Below are 23,283 nucleotides of genomic sequence, written 5' to 3'. Positions count from 1 at the left end.
AGTCAGCTTAAAAGAAAGATTTCGCCTTATGACATTGTCTGAACAACTCGTTGCTCTAATTAAAGAAACCTCACTTGAGGTTTCTACAGAGCAAGTTTCTTTACTTATCCAATATGTTGAATTATTAAATAAATGGAATAAGGCTTATAACTTAACCTCAGTGCGTGATCCAAAAGATATGATTATAAAACATATTATGGACAGCTTAATGGTTGGGCCGCTGCTTAAAGGTCAATCTTTCATAGATGTAGGCACAGGTCCTGGTTTACCAGGAATTCCACTCGCTATATTATATCCTGATCGAAAATTCGTATTATTAGATAGTTTAGGGAAAAGAATTACCTTTTTAAGACAAGTTGTTTTTCAATTAAAACTGCAGAATGTAACACCGGTTAAATCAAGAGTTGAAGAATATCATCCAGAACAACCTTTTGATGGTGTACTTAGCCGAGCATTTTCATCTTTAATAGATATGGTAACTTGGTGTGAACATTTAGTGGGTGATAATCATGGGCGATTTTTAGCATTGAAAGGTATTTATCCTCATGAAGAAATATCCGTTTTACCTAGTAATATAAAGCTTGAAAATAGTTATACTATTGTTGTTCCTCAGTTAGAAGGCGAACGCCATTTGATTGAATTGGTTAAATCATAAATAATAATAAACTTTTGATCAGAAAGTAATTGAGGTTCCTGTGGGAAAAATAATCGCGGTTGCAAATCAAAAAGGTGGTGTTGGTAAAACGACAACCTCGGTCAATCTTGCTGCTTCTCTAGCGGCAACTAAACGGAAAGTTTTACTGGTTGATTTAGATCCACAAGGTAACGCTACTATGGGTAGCGGTATAGATAAATATGAAGTACCGGCGACTTGTTATGAATTACTCATTGAGGAACGTCCATTCGATGAAGTCGTTTGTAGAAACACCGCAGGTGTTTATGATCTTATTGCTGCTAACAGTGATGTAACTGCTGCAGAAATAAAGTTGATGGAAGTGTATTCTAGAGAACATCGTTTAAAGAATGCGTTATCAAAAGTAAGAAAAGATTACGACTATATCATCATAGATTGTCCACCCTCTTTAAATATGTTGACGGTTAACGCAATGACCGCAGCAGATTCTGTTTTAGTACCAATGCAATGTGAATATTATGCTTTAGAAGGTCTAACAGCATTAATGGATACTATTTCACAATTAACAACAGTGGTTAATGGTAAGCTTCATATTGAAGGTATATTACGTACAATGTACGACCCACGTAATCGATTAGCTAACGATGTTTCTGAACAATTAAAGCGTCACTTTGGTGATAAAGTCTATCGTACGGTTATTCCACGTAATGTTCGATTGGCAGAAGCTCCAAGTTTTGGCGCGCCCGTTATGTATTACGATAAGTCATCTACTGGTGCAAAAGCTTATCTGGCGTTAGCAGGTGAAATTTTAAGACGTGCTGAACAAAAAAAACAACCTATACCGCAAGCAACTACTGAGTAGAAATAAGGAATATCATGAGTCAAACAAAACGTAGAGGTCTAGGTCGCGGTCTTGATGCATTACTAACTAAACCATCTGAAGATTCATCTGTAAATGCCAATGAAAAAACAGAATCAGCAAATAAAAATGCAGAATTACAAAATCTTCCCATAGAGCAATTGCATCCTGGTAAGTATCAGCCACGTAAAGACATGTCTGCAGAAGCATTAGACGATTTGGCTAACTCAATTAAAGCACAAGGTATTATTCAGCCGATTGTTGTGCGCCCTGTTAGTGAACATAGCTATGAGATTATTGCTGGTGAAAGACGCTGGCGAGCTGCACAGTTAGCAGAATTAGATACTGTACCTTGTTTGATTAAACATGTGCCTGATGAAGCAGCAGTGGCAATAGCGCTTATTGAAAATATTCAACGAGAAGATTTAAATGCAATGGAAGAAGCGATTGCATTAGAGCGTTTATTAATTGAATTTGAGTTAACGCACCAAGAAGTTGCAGACGCTGTTGGAAAATCAAGAACTGCGGTTACGAATTTATTACGTTTAAACAATCTAAACAGTGAAGTAAAAACGTTACTCGAACATGGTGATATTGAAATGGGCCACGCACGAGCACTGTTAGCATTAGATAATGATATTCAAACTAACACTGCACGTATTGTTGTAGCTAAAGAGTTAAACGTTCGTGAAACTGAAGCATTAATTAAGAAAGTGCAACAACCTGCTAAAGAAGTAGAAGAAAAGCCTGTAGATCCTAATACTAAAGCGCTTGAACAAAGTTTATCAGAAAAACTAGGTTCAGCCGTTATGATAAATCATAATAAAAAAGGCAAAGGTAAATTAGTTATTTCATACAGTGACTTATCTGAACTTGATGGGATAGTTTCTCGTTTTAATTCTTTTTAGAAAATATATTATGAATTGGGAAGATTCATAATATATTAATAGCTGTAATGACAAATTAATAATTTAAAAAAGACAATATATTGGCTGTTGTATTAGGAATTAAGCTATTCAAAGCTGAAGTTTCTATATTGTATAATACCTTAGTAGTAATTTATTCATTTAGCAGGACTAAATAGCAGAATATGTGGGCAAAGCATGCCCTATTATGTTGCATTCAATCTGTAATTAAGTATACTTGCACGGCTTTTTAAGGATGTAATATCAACTTTAAAAAACTGAAAGCATTACGAAAAAAATCGTACGGAGTTTCTGGTGAGTTTATTTATTCACAATACGTTAGCTAAACCAGGAAGAAAATTTGCCTTTATGCAAATTTTTGTAACGATAATCATTGTTTTGATTTGCAGTGTAGCAACATATTTTATTTGGGGATTATTCTATGCTCACTCAGTATTAACTGGTGGCGCAATAAGTATAATTCCTAATTTTGTCTTCGCTCATAAAGCATTTAAGTATGCAGGAGCAAGATCGTCAGAAAAGGTCTTAGATTCTTTTTACAGTGGCGAAAAATTGAAAATTGTATTAACGGCCGTTTTGTTTGCGCTAGCCTTCAAATTTTTAGCGATAGAGCCAATAGCTTTTTTCAGCAGTTTTTGTTTAGTAGTGGCTTTGCCGTTATTAACACCATTTTTGTTTAAACTTTAATCATTGGGATAATTAATATGTCTTCAAGTGCGGGAATTACCAGCCAAGAATATATTAAACACCATTTAACCAATTTATCTGTCGGTGAAGGTTTCATGACCGTTCACATAGATACACTTGGTTGGTCGGTGTTTTTAGGTTTGGTATTTATCATGTTGTTTCGTTCAGTTGCAAAAAAAGCAAGTACAGGTGTCCCTGGAAAGTTGCAATGTGCTGTTGAAATGATTGTAGAATTTGTTGATGATAGTGTTAAAAGTACCTTTCATGGTAATAACCCTGTCATCGCACCATTAGCATTAACCATTTTTGTTTGGGTATTGTTGATGAACTCTATGGATTGGGTACCGGTAGATTTAATACCGCGTATTTTTGAAATGTTCGGTGTTCATTACATGAAAGCCGTACCTACAACAGATCCAAACATGACCTTTGCTTTAGCATTGGGTGTATTTGTTCTTATCATTTACTATTCAATTAAAGTAAAAGGTATTGGCGGATTCATTAAAGAACTAACGACTCAGCCTTTCGGTCATTGGTCTCTTTACCCGGTTAACTTTATTTTAGAGATGGTTACTTTACTGGCTCGTCCGTTATCATTAGCACTTCGTTTGTTTGGTAACTTGTACGCTGGTGAATTAATATTCTTGTTAATTGCTACAATTGGTTTATTCCAATTGCCAGTACACTTTTTATGGGCAGCTTTCCATTTATTAGTTATCCCATTACAAGCGTTTATCTTCATGATGCTAACGATTCTATATTTGAGTCTAGCGCACGAAGATCACTAATTTGTAGGAAACAAGTTAGCACGAATTTATTCGGCCCTTTGGGGTGTAAGGCAGGATGCCTGAATTATTAAATTTTTTGCCCTTGTTACTCAAAAGGTAACAAGGACATAAATAACAGTTTCAACCTTAGTTTTTTAACTTTATAACTTTACTTAAATAATCGGAGATAAATATGTTATATATCGCTGTTGCTTTATTAATCGGTCTAGGTGCTCTTGGTACTGCGATTGGTTTTGGTTTACTTGGTGGCAAATTCTTAGAGTCTGCTGCGCGTCAACCTGAATTAGCACCTCAACTTCAAGTTAAAATGTTCATCGTAGCAGGTCTTATCGATGCTATCGCAATGATCGGTGTTGCTATTGGCTTATACCTATTATTCGCAGTTGGTGTTCCAGCTTAATTTAAACGCGAATTTGAATAGGAGATACATAAATGAATCTTAATATAACCTTACTTGGTGAATTAATCGCATTTATCGTATTTGTAATTTTTTGTATGAAGTATGTATGGCCACCAATTATTGGTGCCATAGAAGCTCGTCAAGCAATTATTGCTGATGGTCTTGCTGCTTCTGACCGTGCCGCTAAAGATCTTGAGCTTGCTCAAGAGAAAGCTTCAGCACAATTAAAAGACGCTAAAGCGCAAGCAGCTGGCATTGTAGAAGCTGCTAAAAAGCGTGAAGCTCAAATAATTGAAGAAGCTGCAGTTAAGGCACATGCTGAGAAAGATAAAATCTTAGCTTCTGGTCATGCAGAAATTGATACTGAACGTAACCAAGCAAAAGAAGAACTACGTCAACAAGTAGCTATTCTTGCTGTTGCTGGTGCCGAGAAAATTCTTGAGCGTTCAATTGATGCCGCTGCACATAGCGACATTTTAGATAAACTTGTAGCTGAACTTTAGAGGGAAATGAGCTTATGTCTGAATTGACAACCATCGCTCGTCCCTACGCTAAAGCGGCGTTTGATTTTGCTGTCGAGGCAAATGCAATTGAAAGCTGGTTAGAAATGCTAGTTTTCGCTGCAGAAGTTGCTAACGATGACACCATTAAAGAATATCTTTCTGGTGGCGCGTCAGTAGAACAATCACAAGACATATTTTTGAAAGTCTGTGATGTTCAACTTGATAGCAATGGCCAAAACTTAATTAAAGTTATGGCTGAAAATAAACGTTTATTGGTGCTACCACAGGTTGTTGCTCAGTTTCGCGAATTAAAAGCTGAACATGAGAAAACACTTTCTGTGGATGTAACTTCAGCTGTTGAATTAACAGCTGAACAAGAAACTACATTATGCGCTGCGCTTGAAAAGCGTTTGGCTCGAAAAGTAAAACTTACTTGTAAAATTGATGCAAACGTCGTCTCTGGCTTAGTAATAAAAGCTGGTGACATGGTAATAGATGGTTCAGTACGAGGTAAATTGAGCCGCTTAGCAACAATAATGCAATCCTAACGGGGAACAGAGTATGCAACTGAATTCCACTGAAATCGCTGAACTGATCAAGAGTCGTATTGAACAGTTTGACGTAGTTAGTGAAGCTCGAAATGAAGGTACTATCGTTTCTGTAACTGACGGTATCATTCGTATTCATGGCCTTGCAGATGTAATGCAAGGTGAGATGATTGAACTTCCTGGCAATCGCTTTGCTATCGCGTTAAACCTTGACCGTGATTCGGTCGGTGCGGTAGTTATGGGTCCTTACGCGGATCTAGCTGAAGGCGTTAAAGTAAAATGTACTGGTCGTATTTTAGAAGTACCAGTAGGACGTGGCTTATTAGGCCGCGTTGTTAATACACTTGGTGAACCAATTGACGGTAAAGGACCTATCGATAACGATGGTTTTGCTCCAGTTGAAATGATGGCACCAGGCGTAATCGATCGTAAGTCTGTTGATGAGCCTGTTCAAACAGGTATTAAATCAATCGATGCAATGATTCCAATCGGACGTGGTCAACGTGAGCTTATCATTGGTGACCGTCAAATTGGTAAATCTGCTATCGCATTAGATGCAATCATCAATCAGAAAAACACCGGTATTAAGTGTGTATACGTAGCTATTGGCCAAAAAGCCTCTACCGTTGCTAACTTAGTTCGCTCTCTAGAAGAGCACGGCGCGTTAGCTAATACTATCGTTGTTGTTGCTGGTGCTTCTGAAGCAGCTGCACTACAGTACTTGTCAGCATATTCTGGCTGTACTATGGGTGAATACTTCCGTGATCGTGGTGAAGATGCATTAATCGTATATGATGATTTGTCTAAGCAAGCAGTTGCTTACCGTCAAATTTCATTACTTTTACGTCGTCCGCCAGGTCGTGAAGCATACCCAGGTGACGTTTTCTATCTTCACAGTCGTTTACTTGAACGTGCTGCTCGTGTAAACGAAGCATACGTTGAACGTTTTACAAAAGGTGAAGTAAAAGGTAAAACAGGTTCTTTAACTGCCTTACCTATCATTGAAACGCAAGCGGGTGATGTATCTGCATTCGTACCAACTAACGTAATATCAATTACCGATGGTCAGATTTTCTTAGAATCTAACCTATTTAACTCAGGTATTCGTCCTGCTGTTAACGCTGGTATTTCTGTATCACGTGTTGGTGGTGCTGCTCAAACTAAAATCATCAAGAAGTTAGGTGGTGGTATACGTTTAGCATTAGCACAATATGCCGAGTTAGCTGCGTTTGCTCAGTTTGCCTCAGATTTAGATGACGCTACACGTGCTCAATTAGAGCATGGTCAACGTGTTACTGAATTAATGAAGCAAAAGCAATACAGCCCATTGTCAGTTGCTGAAACAGCTGTATCTTTATTTGCCGCAGAAAAAGGCTTTTTAAATGATATCGCAATCAACAAAGTTGTTGATTTTGAAGACGCACTACGTTCATACGTAAACAATGAACACGCTGAGTTGATGGCTACAATCAATGAAAAAGGCGACTATAACAAAGATATCGAGTCTGGTTTAGCGAAAGCGATTGAAGCTTTCAAAGCTACTCAAACTTGGTAATTTAGTTAACCTTTTCGGAGAATAGTCATGGCCGGTGGTAAAGAGATAAAATCGAAGATCGGAAGTGTAAAAAATACACAGAAGATCACCAGCGCGATGGAAATGGTTGCAGCTAGCAAAATGCGTAAAGCGCAAGATAGCATGGCTGCATCACGTCCATACGCTGAAAATATGCGAAATGTGATCGGTCACATCGCGCTTGGTAATCTAGAATATCGTCATCCATATATGGAAGAACGTGAAGCCAAGCGTGTAGGTTATATCGTAGTCTCAACAGACCGTGGTTTGTGTGGTGGTTTAAACATTAACTTGTTTAAGCAAGTACTTGCTGATGCTGGTAAACAGCAATCAGCAGGCGCCGAAGTTGAATTTGCCGTAGTGGGTTCTAAAGCTACTTCATTTTTCAACAATATGGGCGCTAAAGTCGTTTCACAAATTTCGGGATTAGGTGACAACCCTTCACTTACTGACTTAGTTGGTAGTGTAAAGGTGATGTTAAATGCCTATGACAATGGTGAGATAGATAGATTGTTCATCGTATATAACAAATTTGTTAATACGATGACGCAAAAACCGACAATCGATCAACTTTTACCTTTGCCTAAGTCAGATGATGACGCTATTAAGCATCGCTGGGATTACATTTACGAACCTGATGCTCAAGCAATACTTGAACATTTATTGGTTCGTTATACAGAATCTCAAGTATATCAAGGTGTGGTTGAAAACCTCGCATGTGAACAAGCCGCTCGTATGGTTGCAATGAAATCTGCAACTGATAACGCGGGTGACTTAATTGATGATTTACAATTGGTATACAACAAAGCTCGTCAAGCAAGTATTACTCAAGAATTGGGTGAAATTTGTGCAGGTGCAGCAGCGGTATAAGCAAAGGTTCTTTGTTTATTTTTTAGTAAATAAGAGCACAAGATTAGAGGATTAAACATGAGTACAGGTAAAGTCGTCCAAATCATTGGCGCAGTTGTGGATGTTGAATTTCCACAAGATGCTGTACCTCAGGTATATGACGCGTTAAACATAACTGAAGGTGACCTTTCAGGCTTAGTACTAGAAGTACAACAGCAATTAGGTGGTGGTGTAGTTCGTGCTATCGCTATGGGTTCATCAGACGGTTTGCGTCGTGGTCTGAACGTAGAAAACACAGGTAATAACATCCAAGTACCAGTAGGTACATGTACGTTGGGTCGCATTATGAACGTATTGGGTGAGCCTATCGATGAAGCTGGCCCAATCGGCGAAGAAGAAAAATGGTCAATTCACCGCGCAGCCCCAGCTTATGCTGACCAAGCGATGTCTAATGAACTACTTGAAACTGGTATCAAAGTAATCGATTTAGTATGTCCATTCGCTAAGGGTGGTAAAGTTGGTTTATTCGGTGGTGCTGGTGTTGGTAAAACCGTTAACATGATGGAACTTATTCGTAACATCGCGATCGAGCATAGCGGCTACTCAGTATTTGCTGGTGTAGGTGAGCGTACTCGTGAAGGTAACGATTTCTACCATGAAATGAACGACTCTAATGTACTTGATAAAGTATCGTTAGTTTACGGTCAAATGAACGAGCCTCCAGGAAACCGTTTACGCGTAGCGTTTACTGGTTTGACTATGGCTGAAAAATTCCGTGACGAAGGTCGTGACGTATTATTTTTCGTAGATAACATCTACCGTTATACACTTGCTGGTACTGAAGTATCTGCATTGTTAGGCCGTATGCCATCAGCCGTTGGTTACCAACCAACACTAGCTGAGGAAATGGGTGTTCTTCAAGAACGTATTACGTCAACGAAGAAAGGTTCAATCACTTCAATCCAAGCGGTATACGTACCAGCAGATGATTTGACCGATCCATCTCCAGCAACAACCTTTGCTCACTTAGATGCAACTGTTGTATTGAGTCGTGATATTGCTTCGCAAGGTATATACCCTGCCATTGACCCACTAGATTCTACATCTCGTCAACTTGATCCATTAGTAGTTGGTACAGAGCATTATGAAACTGCCCGTGGTGTTCAATCAACATTACAACGTTACAAAGAACTTAAAGATATCATCGCCATCTTAGGTATGGATGAGTTATCTGAAGAAGATAAATTAGCAGTGAATCGCGCACGTAAGATTCAACGTTTCTTATCTCAACCGTTCTTCGTTGCTGAAGTATTCACCGGTTCTCCTGGTAAGTATGTATCACTTAAAGACACTATCAGTGGCTTTAAAGGTTTACTTGCAGGTGAGTACGATGATTTACCTGAGCAAGCTTTCTACATGGTTGGTTCTATTGAAGAAGCAGCTGAAAAAGCTAAAAACATGTAATGAAGGCTGGTGACTAAAGGCTATTAAAGTTTGCAGTCACCAATTAGGAGGTCAAAATGGCAATACCAACTGTTAATCTGAATGTAGTAAGTGCTGAAGAGGAATTATTCTCTGGTAGCATTTCATCATTACAGATCACAGGTAGTGAAGGTGAGCTAGGCATTATGCCTGGTCATGCACCTTTACTGACCTCACTAAAACCAGGTATGGCAAGAATTGTTAAGGAAGATGGCGTAGAAGAAATTATCTATCTTTCTGGTGGCATGCTTGAAGTTCAACCAAATAACGTTACCGTGTTAGCTGATGTAGCAATACGCGTTGATGACTTGGATGAGCAACAAGCACTTGAAGCTAAAGAACGCGCAGAGAAGCACTTAAATGATCATGGCGGCGACGTCGATTATGCTGAAGCTGCTACTGAATTAGCTCGTGCTGTCGCACAATTACGTGTTATACAAGCTACAAGCAAAAAATAGCTAACACTAAGTTTTAGTGACTCATAAAGCGACTTTTACTTCGGTAAATAGTCGCTTTTTTATTACTTAAAATTTAAATTTATACTACAAATTAACGGCATATTTTTGTTATATATAATGAAAATAGCTGATTTATACGACTAGTCTAAAGTAACTGAGTCACTTATATCTTCTAGCACTTAGTTCAGTATAGATAAATCCCTTCAAAGCATTATTTTTAAACGACTACAATAATTTACAATTAAACTTTATCAATATAGTAAGCTCAGAACTAAGTAAAATATTTACGTCATCTTTAAATGAGCAAAATATGCGATAAAGCGCCATTTTACGCGCCCAAATTAATAGATATATTAAATGTTGATAGCTAAACTAAATAAAACAGATATCCATAAGAAGTAAAAATGAATAGTAATAAATTATTGTGGAGAAATAATTCACAGCAATACGGTGTATTGAGCAAATTATTACACTGGATTTCAGCATTAAGTGTCATTACTTTATTTGCTTCGGGTTATTGGATGGTTGAGTTAGATTACAGTAGTCAATGGTATATACGTGCACCCCATTGGCATGAAAGTGTCGGAATCCTTTTAATCGGATTAACATTATTTAGACTATTTTGGCGACGAATTGCAGGTTCACCTAGTTCAATAGTCAGTCACAGTAAAATTGAAAAGAAAGCTTCAGCTTTAATGATTTTTCTATTATATGCTGCTCTATTTTCTGTATTAATTTCTGGTTTTTTGATTACCAGTGCTAATGATAAAGCGATAGCTGTTTTTGATTGGTTTAACGTATCTCCTTTAGTGTTAGCGATAAAAAATCAAGAAGATATTGCCGGCTTAGTACATTATTACGTAGCATACGGGATAATTGTATTAGCAGTACTGCATGCAGCTGCAGCTTTAAAACATCACTTTTTTGATAAAGATAACACGCTTAAACGAATGACGAAGTCTTAGTACACACACTCATAAACAATTAAAGGAATGAAGATGAAAAAAATTATACTTGCGAGCGCTTTATTAGCCACAAGCACTTTAATGCCAGCTTTTGCAGCTGATTATATTATCGATACTGACGGTGCACATGCCTCAATAAATTTCGAAGCAAGCCATATGGGCTTTAGTGTGCTTGCTGGCCGTTTTAACGATTTTTCAGGCAACTTCTCTTATGATAAAGAAAATATATCAGCGTCAAAAATAACGGTTACTATTGATACATCAAGTTTTGACTCAAATCATGCAAAACGTGATAAGCATGTTCGCTCAGACGACTTTTTAGATGTTAGCAAATATGCAGAAGCTACATTTGTAAGTAACAAAGTGGTAGATAAAGGCGAAGGTAAATTGGCCATTGCAGGCACATTTACAATGCATGGTGTTTCTAAACCATTAGTTATTGACGCAGTAAGAATAGGTGAAGGTAATGATCCATGGGGCGGTTACCGTGCAGGATTTAGCGGTACGGCTACTATTGCAATGGCTGAATTTGGCTTTAAAAAAGATTTTGGTAAAGTTGATTTAATTCTCCATATTGAAGGCATTCGCCAATAGAATTTTGTTCTGATTAACAAAAGGGCTTAACGCCCTTTTTTAATGCGTAAAATTCAAAAAAATATAGTACTGCAAGATATCAATGGTAATAAAAGGATTAATCTATTGATTTATATGGTATTTATTTGTATTATGTTTTGGCTTTTATAAATCGCCTTAATAATAATAAAATATGGATATATCATGAATAAAACTAAAATATTAATAAGTTCTATAGCTATAGCTTTCTGTGCATCTTCTTTAAATGTATTAGCCGCTGATAAAACCCCTGGCTCTGGTCCAAATCCATTCTCAGACTGTGGTATTGGTGCTGCTCTATTTAAAGATACAAAATGGGCTGCGGTTACATCTAATGTAATTTGGGATATTGGTACAACAGCTGTTACTTCTGCTACAGCAAGTCCAGAAACATGTACTGGTGCAAATGTTATTGCTGCAAAATTTATTATTGATAATTATGATAATATCGTAGAAGAAATTGCTGAAGGTTCAGGTGATCATTTAGCATCTATGTATGGTGTTCTTGGCTGTGACGATAGTGTACAAACTGAAGTTACTGCCAATATTCGTAATGGTATGGTTCAAGCCATTAATCAAGCCGATTACCAAGAACAAAACTTGGTTCAAAAATCTTCTGCACTTTACAGCATAGTTAACAACTCAACTGTTGTTGGAAACTGCGCAGTAATTTAATGTAGTTTTTACCTCTAATAAATAGCTGCTTCTTAAGCAGCTATTTTTATGTCTGAATAAAACCTTATGCTACTAAGAATTATAATATTAGTTGTTACGAGTTATTGCTGTATTTTCAAAATATATGCACAAAATAACAGTATACCCGCCTACTCTAACGAACTAATAGAATCTATATCTACATCAGAAAAATGGCAAAAGCTTATTAAATTAACGCCTAGCTCTGACAGTGAAAATAGTAATTTTGTTATTCATTCACAACGTTTTTATTTTAGTGAACTTTCCTCATTAACAGCTAAAAAAGAGTTAATAAATACGCTTAACGCATTTACGTTGGCTGGAAATGAAAAAACGATTGCAGAAAACCCTCAATGTAGATTCCCTGCAAGGTATCATTGGCTGAAAAAGAAATTTGATTTATCTAATGTTAAAGCCGTCGTTTGTGATGACTTTCTTGCTTGGTCAAAGTTATCCTCAACACAATCATTGAGCCTGATTTTTGCTACTGGCTATCTGGGAAACCCAGCTTCTTATTACGGGCATACGTTATTAAAATTAAACACGAATAAAAGCCAAAAACTTAATTTATTAGAAACGAGTGTAAACTTTGGTGCGAAAGTTCCTAAAAACGAAGATCCAATAAGTTATATGTTAAAAGGGGTTGTTGGCGGATACGATGGAAGTTTTTCGCATTCAAATTATTACTTCCATACACAAAATTATCTTGAAAATGAATTGCGTGATCTTTGGGAATATAAATTAAACTTATCTCAAGACGATTATTATTTTTTGGTTGCTCATATTTGGGAGTTAATTGAACAAGACTATGTTTACTATTTCTTTGATGAAAACTGTGTCTATAGAATGTATGAACTTTTTACGTTATTTGACGATATCGAATTACCATCAATAAAAGCACCTTGGGTGATCCCGCAAGAAGTTATAAGAGCAATTAATTCGGCTACTTATAAAGATAAGCCACTTGTTACTAAAATTAAATATATACCGTCCAGACAATCCAGCTTTTATAATAAATATTGGCAATTAACATCAAATGAAAAGCTGTTAATTGCAAAAATAGTAGAAAATACCAAACAATTAAATTTATTAAACTCAGAAAAAATACTCAGAGAAACTAAGTTAAAAGTTTTGAGCACCTTGCTTGATTACTATCAGTATTTAATTTCCGTCGACAAAGAAAATATTAAGCGACATAAAAAATCATACACTCAAATTTTAGCTTACAGATATAACCTCGCTGCAGGAAAAGTAAAATTTGAAGATAAAGCACCTAAGTCTCCTCATTTAGCACGACCATCAAGTTACTTACAATTAGGTTTTATCCATAATCAAAAGCTTGGCAATGGTGTGGCGATAAAACTAAGGCCTGCTTATTATGATCAGTTAGATGCTGAAAGTGGTCACGTTAGAAACGGTGCGCTAAAAATGGGCGAGCTAGATCTTGAGTATATAAACTCTACTCTCGCTATTAGAAGCTTATCAATATTTGAAGTGGTTAGCGTGTCAAACCAGGCAACGGGTTTACCACAAGATGGTTATGACTCATGGAAGCTATATTTAGGCTTAAAAAAACAAGATGATGATTGTACAAACTGTGCAGACTTTACTTTTAAAGCTAATAAAGGTCTATCAATTCCAATACTCGATAATACAACAATAGGTGGATATATCGGAGGGGCTGTTGTTGAAAATTACTTAGATAGAGGTAGAGTGTATATTTCGAGTAATTTAACGTTAAATCAATCAATTAATAACGACTGGAACTTTTTTATTGATCTTGAGGCTAGAAAATATTTGGAAAACGAACAGGTCGCAAAATTTAGCGTTAAAGCTGAAACTCGTTACAGGGTCAAACTAAACAACGAGCACCTTGATTTTAGACTAATTTTAAGTAATCACGAAACTATGTTGAGTTTGGGGTATTACTGGTAAATTCTCTGAATACCGCTGTAATCTTGTGGTGATTATAAGTGGTTTTTATTATATTCAGGGATAGCATTTATATAATTAAAAAACCGATATCATTAACATATCGGTTTTTTAATAAAACGTGCTAGTAACAGATGAGTTATTTGCTAAAACTAAACTCTTTTGGTGGTGTTAACCCCATTAAGTGCTGAACAAAGTAATCCCAGCGCTTTCGCATCATGTAATGCTCTCTAGCAAAGCCATGACCACGATTAGGTAGCATTAGCATATCAAAGTCTTTATTCGCGGCTATTAATGCTTCTGCAACGATTAAGGTGTTATATGGCGGTACATTGGTATCTGTTGTTCCATGAGCAATAAGCAACTTACCTTTAAGGTTATCAACAATTAATTGATTTGCTTGGCTGTCGTAGTTTGTGGTGCCATCTTCATTTTTTACTAAAACGCCATGATATTTTTCACCCCATTCATCGGCATAATTTCTATTGTCATGATTACCTGCTTGAGAAACCGCCACTGAATAAAAGTCTGGATAAGTTAACAGGGCACGAGTTGAAGCAAATCCACCACCGGAATGTCCCCAAATACCAACGCGAGTGCTGTCTATCCAGCTATATTTCTCGGCGAGTTGTTTAATCGCAGCTACTTGGTCAGGTATCCCGCTATCGCCCATATTTTGATAGTAAAATTCATGGAAACTCTTTGAGCGACCAGGGGTACCTAAAGCGTCAATTTCGATAACGATAAATCCCAATTCGGCAATGGCTTGATTATCACCTCTTGCTGATCTGAAGTGGCGACCACGAATACTGCCCACTTGTGGACCTGGGTATAAATAATTTACCACAGGGTATGATTTGTTAGCGTCAAAATCGCTTGGCTTATACATCAAACCATAAATATTTTGTTCGCTATTTCTATCTTTTACGATGAAAGGCGTTGGTGCTTGCCATCCTGTATCAGTTAGCTTGTTAATATTCATTTGTTCAACAATAAAGCCAGATTTACTATGAGTACTGCGAATAAAGCTAGTTTCTGCTTCATTTGGCGTTGAAACACGGTCTAAAAAGTAATCTGCATTCTTACTTAAAGTAATTCGATGATGTTTTTTCTCTGGTGTTAATAAGGTTAAGTCTGAACCGTCTTTATTAATGCTGTATAGATAATGAAAATAGGGATCTCCACCCTCTTTACCCGCACCAGAAAAAATTAGCTTCCCTGTTTCTTGATCAATATTCAATAATGCTAATACGGTCCAATTGCCTTGTGTTATTTGATTTTTAATCTTGCCAGTTTCTGCATCAACTAAGTATAAATGTCCCCAATTTGTACGTTGTGAAAACCAAATAAATTCATTACTTTTATCTAGATATTTCCAGCTAATAGAACTGACACCTGACTCGAAAAAGCTCGTTGCTGTTTCAGTAAAAATTGTACGTACCTTGCCTGTCGTAGCATCAGCTATCTTTAGTGTTGCCGTTTTGTGATCACGCGTTGATGAAATAAAGGCGAAATGACTGCTATCGCTCGACCAATCAATATCTAATAAACTACCATCGCGAGCGGCAACATGGTCAGTTATGGTCGATCTGTGATCATCTGCAGGCATATCAAGCTTAACAACACTGGCTTGCTCAATATCGATTACAACACGATGAATTTTGAAAATATTTTTGTCACCTGGTAAAGGATATTTCCAAACATCGATAGTTGGATGACCTACAGCGGTTGAAACTATGCCCATTTCACCCACGTTGCGACCATCATGTTTAAAGGTGGTTAATTTTTTTGAATCGGGAGACCATTTTACTACCGGCTTTTTACCGCGAACCCACCCGGCATTATTTGTTGCATAACCAAAGTTTTCAATACCATCATTGGTTAGTTGTTTTTCACTATTATCGCTAAGGTTTCGTAGCCACAAATTATGCTCGCGAATAAAAACAGCTTGCTTGCCATTGGGAGCAATAAGTTCATTACTGTTAATAGCTTTTTTATTCAACTTACATAAGTAGTTTTGAATATTACACTGGTAAGAGACGCTATTGATTTTAAGCGAGATAAGTTTATCTGTGATGAAATCAACACGATCAAATGGTAACGCTTTCTGGTTAACTTCTTGTTCGCTGATACGTGCTAGTGCACGAGCAATTTTTTGATGATTAAAGGCTAATTTTTTGGCTTTTGTTTTAGCGTCAATGAGATAAAACTGCTTACCATTTTTTGTTTGGCTCTGGTAAATGAGTTTAGTATTGTCAGTCCAACTGGGGTTCTCAACGGTACCAAAAACTAACTTTTCAGTGTGTTTTGATAATTGGTGTTCAGCTTGTTGGTATTTTTCAATGTTGAGAGATTCGGCGCTAGCATTTAATGCCAAACACGTTATAACCACATTTGAATAGCCTATTTTTATCTTTGAAATCATGAATAACCTTTTATTGAATAGTTATAAAATAAAACTAAAATCATTCTACCACTTCTAATAACTTGGCTTTCAAAATAATCGTTCAGCACAATATTCTTTGCGATAATCAACCATTAAAGTGTTATCCACTCGCCGATTTCATTGCATATAGACTAAAGTCTACCGCATTTATTGCTTATTTTAGACTTAGGTCTAATTTATAAATCACCGCTGATTCTCTAGTGTAATAACATCATATATAGCTTTGATTGAAATTTGATTAAAGATATTAAACAGAGAGTGATATGTCTAACTTACTAAATCAAAGTGTCGAATCCGCACCGTTGTCATGGTTGCAGTCTAATAGTGGTGAATGGCAGTATTTTGTTGATAAAGTTTTAGTTGATGAAAGTTCCTCTTCTGTTTTTACACAAGATTATATTTGGTTAGTTTCTCAAGCTATCACTAGCCATAAAGTCAGTGGTTATCGTATCGCTAACCAGACAATGGAAAATTTTATTGAACAACTAGCTGGCGTTGAACAAGCGATTGTTTTTGGTGTGCCTCATGAGCACAAAGGAAATGCGCTTCATGTCTATATTGAATTGACTCATTCGGGTATTGAAAAAACGACTTTATCGAATGCTATTAATGCCAAGCTTGCTGGTGGTGTAGGTGAATTTGCACGTGCTGATGTTATAACATTCGTAGAAAAGCTTCCTGTTGATCAAAATAAAAGAATTTCTAGAAAAACACTTAAATCACAGTGTATTACAGTGAAATATGCAGCATAAAAAAATATAAAAATAATGATAACGGTTTATTAAAACTACAGATAATAAATACGTTATTGAAAACTTAATCGATAAAAACACCGCCAGAGCTTAGCTGTTGTTGCTCTAAGGTTAATAACACACGGGGAAAGTAAAAATGTTTAATAAGAAAAAGCTTTTATTAGCAACAGGTCTTTTAGCTATGGCTGGCAGCGCAAGCGCTGGTTATGAAATTAAGTTATCTGATAATGACACCATTACCTTTGGTGGCTATATAAAATTAGATACGCGTTATGTTGACGGTAACATTAACAGTATTACTAACGATTATTGGGTTGGTGCTGGTAATGTAGGTGATATTTCTCGCACTAGCTTTCGTGCAACCGAGTCTCGTTTTAACACTAAATATGTTCATGGTGATATCACTGGTTTTATTGAACTTGATTTTCATGGCGGCGGTGGTAACGAAATTGTATCGAACTCGGCTAGTCCAAGATTACGTCATGCATTTATTAAATATAAAAACATTTTAGTTGGTCAAACGTGGTCAACTTTTGTCAATACAAGTGCTTTAGCAGAAGCAGCTGATTTTGCTGGTCCACTAAATGCCGCCGCGTTTATTCGTCAAGGCCAAGTTCGCTATACCCAAGGAAATTTCCAAGTTTCGATAGAAAACCCTGAGTCAGATAAAGGTGATCCAACCCAAGATAAATTGCCAGATGTTATTGCTAAATATACCTTTAAAGGTGATTGGGGTAACGTTTCTGTTGCGGGTTTAGCTCGACAATTAAATACGCTCGGTGGTAATTCTGAGTCAGCATTTGGTTACGGTATTGCGGGTAATGTAAAAACCTTTGGTAAAGATGATATACGTTTCCAATTACATGGCGGTGAAACCGGACGTTATGTAGGCGTGGTAGCTGCTCGTGATTTAGTTGGTGAAGAAGTCGAAGAAACAACCTCATTTATGGTCGCTTACCGCCATTTCTGGAGTGACGACATTCGCAGTACAGCATTCTTCGGTAAAACGACAACAGAAGTTTCAGATGCCGACAGAAGACATTGGGGTGTGAATATCTTTAAAAACTATACTAAAGAATTATCATTTGGTTTTGAAGTAGGTAATTTTGAATCAGCAGATCAAAATGCCGATTCTGACTATGTACAATTTTCAGCTAAGTACGTGCTTTAGTTTACTATCTTGCGTTAGTTAACCTCCCAACCGAGGTTATTTATGGGGAAGCTTTTGCTTCCCCTTTTTTATGTTCAGGATGAACGGTATGTCACGATCACACGGATGTGAAAGAGTGACGATGTTCAGGATGAACGGTATGTCATAGTCACATGGATATGAAAAAGTGACGATGCTCAGGCCGCTCTAAGCCATCTTGATAATGGCTACAGCATTGTTAGGTAAAAGCTAATAATGCTGTAACTTAAATCTCAAAGCTATTTCTTCAACTTAGCAAAAGCGTCGGCAAAAGCATTACCCATGGCAGCATTATTATCTACTTTTGGCTGCTGTGTTCTGACTTTATTTTTGTGATGATTTGGCTTAGTATTTTTGTCATTATGAGGCGCTTTTTGCGACTTCTCAGTCGGCTGACTTTTCACTTGAGGTGTCGCTTCATCTAAACGCATGGTTAAACTAATGCGCTTACGTTGTGGATCAACTTCCATGACTTTAACTTTAACCACTTCACCCGCTTTGACAATTTCATGCGGATCACTAACAAATTTATCGGTCAGCGATGAAATATGTACTAAGCCGTCTTGATGGACACCAATATCGACAAAAGCACCAAAATTAGCCACATTTGAAATAATGCCTTCGAGTATCATGCCAACCTTCAAGTCGTTAATGGTATTAACACCTTCTTGAAACGTTGCCGTTTTAAACTCTGGTCGCGGATCACGCCCCGGTTTTTCTAACTCACTAATAATGTCTTTAACCGTAACTTCACCAAAAGCATCACTTACTAAGCTTTCAACATTAATTTTTTCTAACGTTGCTTTATTGCCTATAACATTATTGATGTCGGTGTTAAGTTGTTTTAATAGTTGCTCAACTAAACTATAGGTTTCAGGGTGAACACCTGAGAAATCTAACGGATTATTACCATTATTTATGCGTAAAAACCCTGCAGCTTGTTCGAAAGCTTTCGGCCCTAAACGTGCGACTTTTTTTAATTCATTACGGTTGTTGAATCGACCGTGCTCATCGCGAAAACTTACTACGTTATTTGCCATGGTTTTGTTTAAACCGGACACACGCATTAATAACGCTGCAGAAGCGCTGTTTAGGTCAACACCCACCGCGTTAACACAGTCTTCAATAACGTTGTCTAAGGTTTGGCTGAGCTGGCTTTGACTAACATCATGTTGATATTGTCCTACACCAATCGCTTTGGGATCTATTTTAACTAACTCTGCTAGAGGGTCTTGCAAGCGTCGAGCAATAGAAACAGCACCACGAATAGACACATCTAAATCTGGAAATTCTTTGGCGGCAAATTCAGATGCTGAATAAACCGAAGCGCCAGCTTCACTGACAATTACTTTGGTTGGTTTGTTGTTTTCTAGTTTAGTTATAACATCAGCAATCAGTTTGTCACTTTCGCGTGAAGCAGTACCGTTACCTATGGCAACTAATTCTACTTTATGTTGCTGACATAAGTTAACTAAAGTACGAACTGACTTATCCCAATGATTTTGCGGGGCATGTGGGAATATGGTGGCGGTTTGCAATAATTTACCGGTAGCATCGACGATAGCTAATTTACAGCCAGTTCGAAGCCCAGGATCTAAGCCTAAAGTTACTTTCGCACCTGCGGGTGCTGCCATCATTAAGTCGTTTAAGTTACGTGAAAAAACCTTAATCGCTTCTACTTCAGCTTGTTCTCGTAATTGTCCTAATAATTCTGTTTCTAAACTTTGGCTAAGTTTTACTTTCCACGTAGTTTGTACCACTTTTGTTAAAAACTCTGCTGCAGCTTGGCCCGTTAAGCGTAGATTGAAATGTTCAGTAATTATTTGTTGTGCGCTTGAAAATGCCCCTTCTTGCCCTGGGTCTGTATCAATATTTAATGATAAAAGTTTTTCATTACGACCACGTAACATGGCTAACATGCGGTGTGACGGTACCGATTTTAATAATTCTGAATGTTCAAAATAATCGCGATACTTTGCTGCTTCTTTTTCTTTGCCCTTTATCAATTTACTACACAAGTGAGCTTGCTTAAGTAAGTGACGGCGTAATTTTTGGATTAAATTGGCATCTTCAGCAAAACGCTCAACCAAGATGAAATGAGCCCCTTCAAGTACAGAAACTTCATCATTAAAGCCTTGCTCTTTATTAATGAAAGCCTTTGCTTCTTGTGTTGGGTCTAGTTGCCAGTTGTTATAAATCTTATTGGCTAAAGGCTCTAAGCCTGCGTTTATGGCAATTTGCCCTTTAGTTTTTCTTTTAGGCTTATAAGGTAAATAAAGGTCTTCTAAACGTGTTTTGTTGTCAGCATTATTAAGCTCATTGGCTAATGCTGGGGTTAACTTACCTTGCTGCTCAATGTTATTGATAATAACTTTTCTGCGATCAGCCAAATCACGTAAATAAACTAAGCGTTGCGCAAGATGGCGCAAATGATTGTCATCAAGTCCTTGGGTAACTTCTTTTCTATAACGAGCAATAAAAGGCACTGTCGCGCCTTCATCTAATAAGTTTATAGCAGCATTTATTTGGCTGGTTTTTACATCAAGTTCTGTGGCAATTTGCTCAGCAATGGGCATCATTTATATGGGATCCTAAATCTATAAAGGTCTTAGTTTTGTTGGCTTCATTATACACTCAATTACTTGTGAGGTGCGATACACCTTAAGAGGTTTTTTCAGGAGGATAAAAAGTCATAACTCCCAACAAGTTGTTAATATTATTTTTAATAGAGAAGCAGGTAATTTAACGTTACAATGTTGCTATACATTATCAAAAACTGATGAGTTTATGCTTACTCATCAACTTGATATAAGTAACTTTATAAATTTAATCGGATTAATTATGGCTCTCTCTGTTGTTATCTTAGCGGCAGGTAAAGGCACTCGCATGCGTTCTGCCTTACCTAAAGTTCTTCATCCCGTAGCTGAAAAGCCTATGGTGTCTCATGTAATTGACGCAGCGCGCCAAGTAGATAGTGAAAATATCTATTTAGTTTATGGCTTTGGTGGCGATGTGCTTAAAGCGAAAGTCACGGGTGATGATTTAACCTTTGTTGAACAAAAAGAGCAATTAGGTACAGGTCATGCTGTTGATATGGCATCACCATTTTTATCTGACGATGAAAATGTGCTGGTACTCTACGGAGACGTACCTTTAACCAAAGTTAGTACGCTGCAACGTTTAATCGCTGCTAAACCTGATCAGGGTATGGCGCTATTGACCGTGCATTTAGCAAACCCAACTGGCTACGGTCGAATTATGCGCGATAGTTCAGGCACTGTAGTGGGTATTGTTGAACAAAAAGATGCAAGCGCTGAGCAACTATTAGTCAATGAAGCGAATACTGGAATATTACTGGCTAATGGTGGCGATTTAAAACGCTGGTTAGCGAATTTATCAAGCGACAATGCACAAGGTGAATATTACTTAACTGACATTATTGCCGCTTGTCATCAAGAAGGTAAGCTTATTGCTACGGCTCATCCTGATAGCGAAATTGAAGTAGAAGGCGCAAATAATCGTGTGCAATTAGCGGGTTTAGAAAGAGCTTATCAACTCAGAAAAGCTGAAGAGTTAATGATTGCCGGCGCAAGTTTACGTGATCCTAATCGCATTGATATTCGAGGCAATGTTACCGTTGGTCAAGAAGTGGTGATTGACGTTAACTGTATTTTCGAAGGTAATGTTGATATTGCTGATAATGCGATTATTGGCGCAAATTGTATATTGAAAGATTGCAGTATCGGACAAGGTGCTGAAATTAAACCTAATTCAATGGTTGATGGAGCTATAATTGGTGATCTAGCTTCAGTAGGTCCATTTGCTCGTATACGTCCAGGCTCTGAATTAATGCGTGACTCTCACATTGGTAACTTTGTTGAGATGAAAAAAACTCGCTTAGGCGAAGGAGCAAAAGCCGGTCATTTAAGCTATTTAGGTGATGCTGAAATTGGCGCTCAGGCTAATATTGGTGCTGGTACTATTACCTGTAATTACGATGGTGTAAATAAAGCTAAAACTATTATTGGTGCTGGTGCATTTATCGGCTCAAATGCTTCGTTAGTAGCCCCTGTTACTATTGGTAAAATGGCAACAACAGCGGCAGGTTCGGTTATTGTTAAAAATGTTGATGATAACGAATTAAGTGTAGCCCGTGGCAAGCAGCGTAATATTGCCGGTTGGAAGCGACCTACTAAGAAATAAAACAAAGCATGAAAGGATCTTTTATAACTCTATTTTTGTTAAAGTTGGTTTTCATAAATCTTTTGTTTATGAATTGTGTTCGAGCTGATTCAGCTTTAATGGCTGTTGCAGCCGAACATCCTATGCTGCAATATCACGAAAATAATGAAGTAAAAGGTCCAAGCGCAGAAATCCTCAAATTACTATTACAACATAGTCAACTGCAAGCCCCGCTTGAACTATTGCCTTGGTCTAGAGCATATCAAACGGTATTAAATCGGGAAAATACTTTAGTTGTTAGTATGGTACGAACACAAGCGCGAGAAGATAAGTTTCATTGGCTGATTAAAGTTAGCGAACTTGAGCGTGGCTTTGTCTCATTGAAAAGTAGACCTGAAAACCGAATTGAAACCTTGAGTGAAGCAAGATCCAAAACCATCATTGTTATACGAGACAGTTATGGTTATCACTCATTAGTGAACTTAGGCTTTAGCGAAAAAACTAATCTTTATGTTGTGTCATCTTTAAAGCATGGGATCGCACTATTCTTATCAGGTAAAGTCGATTTAATTTTTACCGACCCTAATGTTTTAATCGATTTTTTTGCCGAGCAACAACAAAACGCTGAAGCGTTAATTTCTGTTCACGTTTTACCAGAAACACGTCGAGAGAGTTATATTGCTGCGAATATAAATACAGAAAGTGGCATGTTAGAAAAACTTAAATTGGCTGCTGGTAAGTTACTTACAGATCCCGGTTATCAATATTATTTGGCTTATAAAGCTTTGATAGAGGATTAGATCTT

22 protein-coding genes are annotated in these 23,283 nt (G+C 37.3%); 20 read left to right on the top strand and 2 right to left on the bottom strand.

What is annotated here, in order from left to right; all coding sequences use genetic code 11:
• Positions 1-28 precede the first annotated feature (28 nt).
• From rsmG to DBO93_RS18535, 16 genes are all read left to right on the top strand, one after another.
• The gene (gene rsmG, locus DBO93_RS18610; protein ID WP_108457673.1) at positions 29-655 is read left to right on the top strand and encodes a 16S rRNA (guanine(527)-N(7))-methyltransferase RsmG; all 627 of its coding nucleotides are present in this window, start codon (positions 29-31) and stop codon (positions 653-655) included.
• 40 nt (positions 656-695) lie between these two features.
• Positions 696-1,496, top strand: a complete 801-nt coding sequence (locus DBO93_RS18605; protein WP_108457672.1) for a ParA family protein — start codon at positions 696-698, stop codon at positions 1,494-1,496.
• A gap of 14 nt (positions 1,497-1,510) precedes the next feature.
• The gene (locus DBO93_RS18600) at positions 1,511-2,401 is read left to right on the top strand and encodes a ParB/RepB/Spo0J family partition protein (RefSeq protein WP_108457671.1); all 891 of its coding nucleotides are present in this window, start codon (positions 1,511-1,513) and stop codon (positions 2,399-2,401) included.
• A 312-nt stretch (positions 2,402-2,713) separates the two neighbouring features.
• On the top strand, positions 2,714-3,106 hold the full coding sequence (locus DBO93_RS18595; protein WP_239059043.1) for an ATP synthase subunit I: 393 nt from the start codon (positions 2,714-2,716) through the stop codon (positions 3,104-3,106).
• A 17-nt stretch (positions 3,107-3,123) separates the two neighbouring features.
• Entirely contained in the window at positions 3,124-3,894 is a 771-nt protein-coding gene (gene atpB, locus DBO93_RS18590; RefSeq protein ID WP_108457670.1) for a F0F1 ATP synthase subunit A, read from the top strand.
• A gap of 172 nt (positions 3,895-4,066) precedes the next feature.
• A complete protein-coding gene (gene atpE, locus DBO93_RS18585) occupies positions 4,067-4,294 on the top strand; it encodes a F0F1 ATP synthase subunit C (protein WP_077284459.1) in 228 nt (75 codons plus the stop codon).
• Positions 4,295-4,326: 32 nt separating this feature from the next.
• On the top strand, positions 4,327-4,797 hold the full coding sequence (gene atpF, locus DBO93_RS18580; protein ID WP_108457669.1) for a F0F1 ATP synthase subunit B: 471 nt from the start codon (positions 4,327-4,329) through the stop codon (positions 4,795-4,797).
• 14 nt (positions 4,798-4,811) lie between these two features.
• Complete coding sequence (gene atpH, locus DBO93_RS18575; RefSeq protein ID WP_108457668.1) at positions 4,812-5,345, top strand: F0F1 ATP synthase subunit delta; 534 nt, start codon at positions 4,812-4,814, stop codon at positions 5,343-5,345.
• A 13-nt stretch (positions 5,346-5,358) separates the two neighbouring features.
• Positions 5,359-6,900 carry a F0F1 ATP synthase subunit alpha gene (atpA, locus tag DBO93_RS18570; protein WP_108457667.1) on the top strand — a complete coding sequence of 514 codons (1,542 nt, stop codon included), beginning with the start codon at positions 5,359-5,361 and terminating at the stop codon, positions 6,898-6,900.
• A gap of 27 nt (positions 6,901-6,927) precedes the next feature.
• Positions 6,928-7,788 carry a F0F1 ATP synthase subunit gamma gene (gene atpG / locus DBO93_RS18565; protein ID WP_081179537.1) on the top strand — a complete coding sequence of 287 codons (861 nt, stop codon included), beginning with the start codon at positions 6,928-6,930 and terminating at the stop codon, positions 7,786-7,788.
• A 57-nt stretch (positions 7,789-7,845) separates the two neighbouring features.
• On the top strand, positions 7,846-9,231 hold the full coding sequence (atpD, locus tag DBO93_RS18560) for a F0F1 ATP synthase subunit beta (RefSeq protein WP_081150663.1): 1,386 nt from the start codon (positions 7,846-7,848) through the stop codon (positions 9,229-9,231).
• Between the two features lie 56 nt (positions 9,232-9,287).
• Positions 9,288-9,707, top strand: a complete 420-nt coding sequence (locus tag DBO93_RS18555) for a F0F1 ATP synthase subunit epsilon (RefSeq protein ID WP_108457666.1) — start codon at positions 9,288-9,290, stop codon at positions 9,705-9,707.
• A 404-nt stretch (positions 9,708-10,111) separates the two neighbouring features.
• Positions 10,112-10,672: a cytochrome b gene (locus DBO93_RS18550; RefSeq protein ID WP_108457665.1), complete on the top strand. Its 561-nt coding sequence runs from the start codon at positions 10,112-10,114 to the stop codon at positions 10,670-10,672.
• A gap of 33 nt (positions 10,673-10,705) precedes the next feature.
• Entirely contained in the window at positions 10,706-11,266 is a 561-nt protein-coding gene (locus tag DBO93_RS18545) for a YceI family protein (RefSeq protein ID WP_108457664.1), read from the top strand.
• A 183-nt stretch (positions 11,267-11,449) separates the two neighbouring features.
• On the top strand, positions 11,450-11,959 hold the full coding sequence (locus DBO93_RS18540) for a DUF3015 family protein (RefSeq protein WP_108457663.1): 510 nt from the start codon (positions 11,450-11,452) through the stop codon (positions 11,957-11,959).
• Between the two features lie 333 nt (positions 11,960-12,292).
• Complete coding sequence (locus tag DBO93_RS18535; protein WP_162533836.1) at positions 12,293-13,912, top strand: DUF4105 domain-containing protein; 1,620 nt, start codon at positions 12,293-12,295, stop codon at positions 13,910-13,912.
• Positions 13,913-14,048: 136 nt separating this feature from the next.
• Here DBO93_RS18535 and DBO93_RS18530 read toward each other — a convergent pair whose 3' ends face one another.
• The gene (locus DBO93_RS18530; protein WP_108457661.1) at positions 14,049-16,334 is read right to left on the bottom strand and encodes a DPP IV N-terminal domain-containing protein; all 2,286 of its coding nucleotides are present in this window, start codon (positions 16,332-16,334) and stop codon (positions 14,049-14,051) included.
• Between the two features lie 284 nt (positions 16,335-16,618).
• On the opposite strand from DBO93_RS18530, the gene DBO93_RS18525 reads away from it, so the two are divergent.
• Both DBO93_RS18525 and DBO93_RS18520 read left to right on the top strand, forming a co-directional pair.
• Entirely contained in the window at positions 16,619-17,107 is a 489-nt protein-coding gene (locus DBO93_RS18525) for an acyl-CoA synthetase (protein WP_108457660.1), read from the top strand.
• A gap of 136 nt (positions 17,108-17,243) precedes the next feature.
• A complete protein-coding gene (locus DBO93_RS18520; RefSeq protein WP_108457659.1) occupies positions 17,244-18,278 on the top strand; it encodes a DcaP family trimeric outer membrane transporter in 1,035 nt (344 codons plus the stop codon).
• Between the two features lie 257 nt (positions 18,279-18,535).
• Here the strand turns inward: DBO93_RS18520 and DBO93_RS18515 are convergent, their stop codons facing one another.
• Positions 18,536-20,875, bottom strand: coding sequence for a Tex family protein (locus tag DBO93_RS18515; RefSeq protein ID WP_108457658.1), 2,340 nt, complete (start codon positions 20,873-20,875; stop codon positions 18,536-18,538).
• 262 nt (positions 20,876-21,137) lie between these two features.
• On the opposite strand from DBO93_RS18515, the gene glmU reads away from it, so the two are divergent.
• Entirely contained in the window at positions 21,138-22,499 is a 1,362-nt protein-coding gene (gene glmU / locus DBO93_RS18510; RefSeq protein WP_108457657.1) for a bifunctional UDP-N-acetylglucosamine diphosphorylase/glucosamine-1-phosphate N-acetyltransferase GlmU, read from the top strand.
• 68 nt (positions 22,500-22,567) lie between these two features.
• A complete protein-coding gene (locus DBO93_RS18505; RefSeq protein WP_162533835.1) occupies positions 22,568-23,278 on the top strand; it encodes a transporter substrate-binding domain-containing protein in 711 nt (236 codons plus the stop codon).
• Positions 23,279-23,283 lie beyond the last annotated feature (5 nt).

It is taken from the genome of Colwellia sp. Arc7-D (assembly GCF_003061515.1).
Taxonomy (GTDB): Bacteria; Pseudomonadota; Gammaproteobacteria; order Enterobacterales; family Alteromonadaceae; genus Cognaticolwellia.
Note: the sequence above shows the minus strand (reverse complement) of the source record. Positions and strands in the feature narration are given on the sequence as shown.

Excerpts from the sequence above, each read along its gene's own strand:
- atpG (WP_081179537.1), top strand. The coding sequence starts at position 6,928 with ATGGCCGGTGGTAAAGAGATAAAATCGAAGATCGGAAGTGTAAAAAAT.
- atpF (WP_108457669.1), top strand. The coding sequence starts at position 4,327 with ATGAATCTTAATATAACCTTACTTGGTGAATTAATCGCATTTATCGTA.
- glmU (WP_108457657.1), top strand. The coding sequence starts at position 21,138 with ATGGCTCTCTCTGTTGTTATCTTAGCGGCAGGTAAAGGCACTCGCATG.
- atpH (WP_108457668.1), top strand. The coding sequence starts at position 4,812 with ATGTCTGAATTGACAACCATCGCTCGTCCCTACGCTAAAGCGGCGTTT.
- DBO93_RS18540 (WP_108457663.1), top strand. The coding sequence starts at position 11,450 with ATGAATAAAACTAAAATATTAATAAGTTCTATAGCTATAGCTTTCTGT.
- DBO93_RS18530 (WP_108457661.1), bottom strand. The coding sequence starts at position 16,334 with ATGATTTCAAAGATAAAAATAGGCTATTCAAATGTGGTTATAACGTGT.
- DBO93_RS18550 (WP_108457665.1), top strand. The coding sequence starts at position 10,112 with ATGAATAGTAATAAATTATTGTGGAGAAATAATTCACAGCAATACGGT.
- rsmG (WP_108457673.1), top strand. The coding sequence starts at position 29 with ATGACATTGTCTGAACAACTCGTTGCTCTAATTAAAGAAACCTCACTT.
- DBO93_RS18505 (WP_162533835.1), top strand. The coding sequence starts at position 22,568 with ATGAATTGTGTTCGAGCTGATTCAGCTTTAATGGCTGTTGCAGCCGAA.
- atpE (WP_077284459.1), top strand. The coding sequence starts at position 4,067 with ATGTTATATATCGCTGTTGCTTTATTAATCGGTCTAGGTGCTCTTGGT.
- DBO93_RS18600 (WP_108457671.1), top strand. The coding sequence starts at position 1,511 with ATGAGTCAAACAAAACGTAGAGGTCTAGGTCGCGGTCTTGATGCATTA.
- DBO93_RS18525 (WP_108457660.1), top strand. The coding sequence starts at position 16,619 with ATGTCTAACTTACTAAATCAAAGTGTCGAATCCGCACCGTTGTCATGG.
- DBO93_RS18520 (WP_108457659.1), top strand. The coding sequence starts at position 17,244 with ATGTTTAATAAGAAAAAGCTTTTATTAGCAACAGGTCTTTTAGCTATG.
- atpD (WP_081150663.1), top strand. The coding sequence starts at position 7,846 with ATGAGTACAGGTAAAGTCGTCCAAATCATTGGCGCAGTTGTGGATGTT.
- atpA (WP_108457667.1), top strand. The coding sequence starts at position 5,359 with ATGCAACTGAATTCCACTGAAATCGCTGAACTGATCAAGAGTCGTATT.
- atpB (WP_108457670.1), top strand. The coding sequence starts at position 3,124 with ATGTCTTCAAGTGCGGGAATTACCAGCCAAGAATATATTAAACACCAT.
- DBO93_RS18515 (WP_108457658.1), bottom strand. The coding sequence starts at position 20,875 with ATGATGCCCATTGCTGAGCAAATTGCCACAGAACTTGATGTAAAAACC.
- DBO93_RS18555 (WP_108457666.1), top strand. The coding sequence starts at position 9,288 with ATGGCAATACCAACTGTTAATCTGAATGTAGTAAGTGCTGAAGAGGAA.
- DBO93_RS18545 (WP_108457664.1), top strand. The coding sequence starts at position 10,706 with ATGAAAAAAATTATACTTGCGAGCGCTTTATTAGCCACAAGCACTTTA.